Raw genomic sequence first — 5,356 nt, forward strand, 5'->3', positions numbered from 1 at the left:
GGGGCTGGGGCCGGGGCTGGGGCCGGGGCCGGGGCTGGGGCTGGGGCTGGGGCTGGGGCTGGTGCTGGACTTGGGGCTGGGGCTTGACTAATTGTGCAGGAAGCTATATTAGCCTCGTTGTTGGGGTATCCGGTAGCAATGTATCCTTTTACCGGAGAGGTAATTTGAATCCAGAGGCGACCGTCGGAGGCTTTAACAGAAGTAGCGCCTTGGAACAGTGTTACCTGAGTATTCATTGCTACACCGCCAACTCTTGGGGATTTGGGGTCTGGGTTCTGACGAACGGTCAAACCTTCTTTGGGAGTGACTTTGCGGCAAAGGGTTTCACCTTGGGCTATTTGAAAGGTGGCGCTGTTTTCAAAGGAAATATTTTCAGCATCCTGACTGGTGGTGGATATTGGTGGGGCGGCATGACCGATCGCCTGAGCCTGCAAACTTCCGGCTACAAGTGCGATCGCGCCCAGCAATACAGCGGGCTTGTTCCAGCAATTCAAGTTTTTCATCCGTTCAACTCCTCATCTCATCAAAACCATTATCTTTATTGGAGGTCAATATAGCAAAAAAATCGATTTGTATTCCATAAAAATGTTTTACATAACATTGTTTATCCTTTTTACTAAAATTTTATTCAAAAAAATTAATCTTTGCTGAATTAAGCCAAGACAAATTAAGGTGCTGCACCTGTCAATTGCTGGCTATCTTAGAACCGGAGAGGGAAAAGGGAAAAGGGGGAGGCTCAACAGTCAACAGTTAACAGTAGCTTAAATGCGTGAGTGTCGATCGCACCTGAGTCGATCTAGCCACCAAAAGTCCCAATCGCTAGCATTCCTTAAAATTCCCTAATCTGTAGATATAAAGTCAACTGTTCGATCGCCCACCACAAATCACAAATCTAAAATAGACTGTTGAAACCCGCAAAACCTGGCATTTGAAATCTATTCTAATAATTTCCAATCTAAAATCTAAAATCTAAAATCTAAAATAGATAGACTGATGTTTTTTGTTTCAATCTATCAAAAGACTGATCTTTTTAAACAGAGCGTCGCTGGATAAGCTCTATCTAGAGAATGGTTCAGTCGATCGCTGCGATCGGGTAGAAATAGAATGTCATATCTCATTTGGTATTCTATGAAACTGAATTATTTTGCCAAACTACTTTCCAATGTCGGGCGCTGGATGGCTGCAACCGTGCTTTGCTTGGGTGCGATGGCATTTGTTTGGCAGGGTGGGTTTTTATCGAACACCGCAGCAATGGCTTCTCCTGCTGTCAACTCGATCGCAGCAGCAGATATTGGCGACGGGGTGCAAGAAAAAGCTAGCAAAGATGCTGGACAAACCAAGAATTTCATCAAAGATGCAGAAGAAAAAGTTAAGGATGCTGCCAAAACAAATGCCGCTAAAGTCGATCGAGCATCGGATAATGGTAGTTTCGTAGAGCGCAAAGCGAAAGAAGATGCAGCTACAATTGAGAAAAGAGCCGAAGAAGATTCTGCTCGCACTCAAAAAGCAGTAGATAACACCAAGAACGCTGTCGAGCGCGCTGTTGACAGCATCAAGGATGCTTTTAACTAGACAATCAATAATATAGTGTTGGCTCGCTCCACCACTGTCAAACTGGTTCGCAGTCAGGACTTTAGTCCTGGTTGTCCCAAATACTAAAGATAGAAAACTTAATAACTTAAACACTTCCTACAGTCCTATCTCCTGTAAGTTACCAGATCAAAGGAGGCAGAGCCTCCGGATCGGCATTACCAGGCAGAGCCTGGTAACGAGCAATCGTTTAAGTTATTAAATTTTTATTCCTAAAGTCCTCACTAAAAACCAAAAGTATTAAAGGTTCGTAGTGAGGACTTTAGTCATTCTTTTTAAGGTTCGCAATGAAGACTTTAGTCCTTCTTTTCCAAAATACTAAAGTCCTAACTAAAAACCAATCCAATCCGGGTGAAACTTTTCAGACATGAGAGCGTGTTTCTTCGCTCTTTTCTCATCCCTCGAAACCAACAGCATCCCTCTGCATTTACCCAAACCTCCAGACAGAGCCTCAAACCGATCGCAATTCATCATTTAAAATTGCCGCAAAAAGCGCAAATCGCTAGAATAAACCCGGCGAATATCGTCAATTTCATAAAGTACCATTGCGAACCGCTCCACACCAAAACCCGCCGCAAATCCAGTATATTTTTCTGGATCTAAACCGACTCCTTTAAGAACATTCGGATCGACCGTACCGCAGCCCAGAACTTCCAGCCATTTACCGTTCCACTGCAAATCAACTTCAGCAGAAGGTTCTGTAAACGGAAAGTAACTCGTGCGGAAACGAATCGGCAAATCTTGTCCGAACATTTGCCGCAAAAACTCTTTAATTGTGCCTTTCAAGTCAGTAAATGTCAGACCTTCACCGATCGCTAAAAGTTCGATTTGGTGAAAAACTGCTGCGTGAGTAGCATCCACAGTATCGCGGCGGTAAACGCGGCCGGGAGAAACAATCCGAATCGGCGGTTTGTGCTGTTCCATGTAGCGAATTTGCACCGATGATGTCTGAGTCCGCAGCAAGTCGCCTCCCGGCAGATAAAATGTATCTTGCATATCCCGCGCCGGGTGGTCGGGCGGAGTGTTCAGCGCCTCAAAGTTGTAATAATCTGTTTCCATTTCCGGGCCGTTGGCGACGGTGTAGCCGAGACCGACAAAGATATCGAGAGTGCGGTCTATGACGGCGTTTAAGGGGTGAACGCGGCCTTGGGGGCGAAAAATCCCCGGCATGGTGACATCGAGGGTTTCTGAGGCTAATTTGGCTTGGATTTGGGCAGTTTGGAGACCGGCGCGCTTGTCTTCTAAGTCGGCTTGCAAAGCTTCTTTTACTGTATTGGCGATCGCGCCTACTTTGGGCCGCTGGTCTGGCGACAGTTTGCCCATCATGCCTAAAATCTGAGATAGTTGGCCTTTTTTGCCAAGGTAGCCGACGCGCAACTGTTCGAGTTGTTCGAGAGTATTCGCCGTTGCGATCGCACTTTTGGACTCGCTTGCGAGGATTTCTAGTTGAGTTTCAATATCGCTTAGTTGGACAGTCATCTTGATTTTAGATTTGAGATTTTAGGTTTTAGATTTGAAGGCAATGTTGAGCCAAGCTGAGTTTACCGCAATTTTGGGCTCTACAGTCTTGTTAATTTGAGATTTTAGAACAAACAGTGGAAAATCGGCACTGCGGGCGATCGTTAGTCATTAGTCATTAGTCATTAGTCATTAGTCATTAGTCATTAGTCATTAGTCATTAGTCATTAGTCATTAGTCATTAGTCAGTAGGGGCGGTGCCCCCGTGCCCGCCCTCCTGCTCCTGCCGTGATTAGTTAACAGTTAACACTCAACAGTTAACAGTTAACAGTTAACAGTCAACAGTCAACAATCACTGACGCTGCCACCAAAATCAATCTAATTTATCTGCGTTAATCTGTGTTTATCTGCCCTCATCTGCGGTTTAAAAAAAGAGAATGTATCACCGCAGATGACAATTGATTGACGCCGATTCACGCAGATGCAGAGAAATCATTAGTCAATTGTGCAATCCTGTTAACAGTCAACAATCACTGACGCTGCAACCAGGGTAAACGCATCTTGACAAGCAATGCTGTGCGTGTGAGTTTGTGCGCGATCGCAATTATCGATTTTAGCCGGTTTAGCCACCCGATCGACCGGGCGACATTGTTTTGAGTATTTTTGCTTAGGCGATCGTGGATGGGGACGATCGACCTTTCCGCTCAAATCCGCTGAAATATAGGTATTGCGGGTATGCAGACAGCAGTGCGCCTTCCTGCGGATATCGGTAACAGTCGATCGAATTTGAATTCAATTGCCGACAACTCAAGAGAATCTATTAAGATATATAGACTTGCCCAAATCTTGCCAGTTCAAGATTGCAAGTTCAGACTCTACTGGAGCTTCTCATGTTAGCCGAGCTAATCTCTTCCAGACGCATACTCAAAGCCAAACTCCTCGACTTCTTAGGACTTCCCGAAAATTGCGAAGACAAAACAGATAACATCGTCAACCGAATTGTATCCGTACTAGAAATAAACGCAGCCGAACAACAAAGATTTTTGGAGACATTCAAAAGTGAATTAGCCGTCGCTCCGGTAGAATTAGAAGCAATGCTCAAGTGTTCGGCAGCAGAACGGCAGCAGTGGATAGAACAAGGCAAACTTCCTATTTTAGAATACCGCTCTTTCCTCAAATCTGGAATTCATTTAGAATATCCCGTTCACGACAGAAGATTCATCTTAACTCTCACGCCAGCAGACATTAACAACTGGCGCAAAGAACCCAAAGCGCCGATCAAAAACAATGGCAAAACAGCGGCTTCTGTCAGTACAAAAGACCCCGAAGAAAACGAACAATCCCGAATAGCTTTTAGTTCAGCTTGGGAAAAAATAATTGCCGACTGGAAAGAACAAGGTTCGGCGGAAATTTCTGCAACCTTCCAGCTAGCTTACTGGACAGTTTGGGCATCGCGGTGGGCAAAAGAAAATCAGATAAAAAGTCAAGAAATTGACTCTAACAAAATCTACGAAACTCACCAGCAGGAATGGTACGAACGCAAAAATCAAGCAGTTAAGTTACTGATTGAAATGCCCTACGCCATGCTTTACTTTTATCGTCCTCCCGATGCTGACAAATTATATCTAGAACTGTGCGGCGACCACCAGAATATGATGAAAGATGACTACTATTGGAACAAGTGGGAGTTTTTTAATCAGAACCGCAAACTGGTAAACAGATGCCGTGAATGCGTGTACTGCGAAACCAAAGATTATTACTCGCTTTACTATCTCGAAATCAAGAGCGATAAGTTTCCCGATTTTAGTTTTTCTTACCACACGCCGTACACCATCGGCCGAAAATTTTTGCCGCATCCCGAAACGCTTCCTCCCGTTGACCACGTAGAACAAGACGGCATTTTTCGCTTTGGCCGCCCGCTGCTGGAACAAGAAAAAGTTATTCACACAGAAAAGGATGTGTTGCTCAAGTTTGAGGCGGCTTTGGCTGAAGCGAAAAAGTTTGTTTAGTCATTAGTCATTAGTCATTAGTCATTAGTAGCAAATGACTGTTGACTGTTGACTGTTGACTGTTGACTGTTAACTGTTAGTTGTTATTAGGGATTGAGAATTGGAAATTGGGAATTTGTAGCAAGTAACCAATAACTAATAACTAATAACCAATAACCAGCAACCAATAACCAATAACTAATAACTAATAACCAGCAACCAATAACCAATAACCAATAACCAATAACCAATAACCAATAACCAATAACCAATAACCAATAACCAATAACCAATAACCAATAACCAATAACTAATAACTA

The 5,356-nt window shown here is 44.0% G+C and carries 5 protein-coding genes and 1 pseudogene; 2 read left to right on the plus strand and 4 right to left on the minus strand.

The features are described 5' to 3' along the window. Positions 1-503 (minus strand): annotated as a pseudogene (locus WBA89_RS22440) (SH3 domain-containing protein); the annotation flags it as partial. A gap of 601 nt (positions 504-1,104) precedes the next feature. On the opposite strand from WBA89_RS22440, the gene WBA89_RS22445 reads away from it, so the two are divergent. Beyond that, a complete protein-coding gene (locus WBA89_RS22445) occupies positions 1,105-1,572 on the plus strand; it encodes a hypothetical protein (protein WP_424409570.1) in 468 nt (155 codons plus the stop codon). Positions 1,573-1,920: 348 nt separating this feature from the next. On the opposite strand, the gene WBA89_RS22450 is transcribed toward WBA89_RS22445, so the two are convergent. Next, positions 1,921-2,064, minus strand: a complete 144-nt coding sequence (locus WBA89_RS22450; RefSeq protein ID WP_424409574.1) for a hypothetical protein — start codon at positions 2,062-2,064, stop codon at positions 1,921-1,923. Beyond that, a complete protein-coding gene (gene pheS, locus WBA89_RS22455) occupies positions 2,065-3,069 on the minus strand; it encodes a phenylalanine--tRNA ligase subunit alpha (RefSeq protein WP_424409576.1) in 1,005 nt (334 codons plus the stop codon). It lies immediately after the preceding gene. Between the two features lie 869 nt (positions 3,070-3,938). Here pheS and WBA89_RS22460 point away from each other — a divergent pair. After that, positions 3,939-5,057, plus strand: coding sequence for a hypothetical protein (locus tag WBA89_RS22460; protein WP_424409578.1), 1,119 nt, complete (start codon positions 3,939-3,941; stop codon positions 5,055-5,057). Between the two features lie 86 nt (positions 5,058-5,143). On the opposite strand, the gene WBA89_RS22465 is transcribed toward WBA89_RS22460, so the two are convergent. Continuing rightward, a complete protein-coding gene (locus tag WBA89_RS22465) occupies positions 5,144-5,344 on the minus strand; it encodes a hypothetical protein (protein WP_424409579.1) in 201 nt (66 codons plus the stop codon). Positions 5,345-5,356 lie beyond the last annotated feature (12 nt).

This window comes from Microcoleus sp., assembly GCF_049646505.1.
In the GTDB taxonomy this organism is placed as follows: domain Bacteria; phylum Cyanobacteriota; class Cyanobacteriia; order Cyanobacteriales; family Microcoleaceae; genus Microcoleus.

Excerpts from the sequence above, each read along its gene's own strand:
- WBA89_RS22460 (WP_424409578.1), top strand. The coding sequence starts at position 3,939 with ATGTTAGCCGAGCTAATCTCTTCCAGACGCATACTCAAAGCCAAACTC.
- pheS (WP_424409576.1), bottom strand. The coding sequence starts at position 3,069 with ATGACTGTCCAACTAAGCGATATTGAAACTCAACTAGAAATCCTCGCA.
- WBA89_RS22450 (WP_424409574.1), bottom strand. The coding sequence starts at position 2,064 with ATGATGAATTGCGATCGGTTTGAGGCTCTGTCTGGAGGTTTGGGTAAA.
- WBA89_RS22445 (WP_424409570.1), top strand. The coding sequence starts at position 1,105 with ATGTCATATCTCATTTGGTATTCTATGAAACTGAATTATTTTGCCAAA.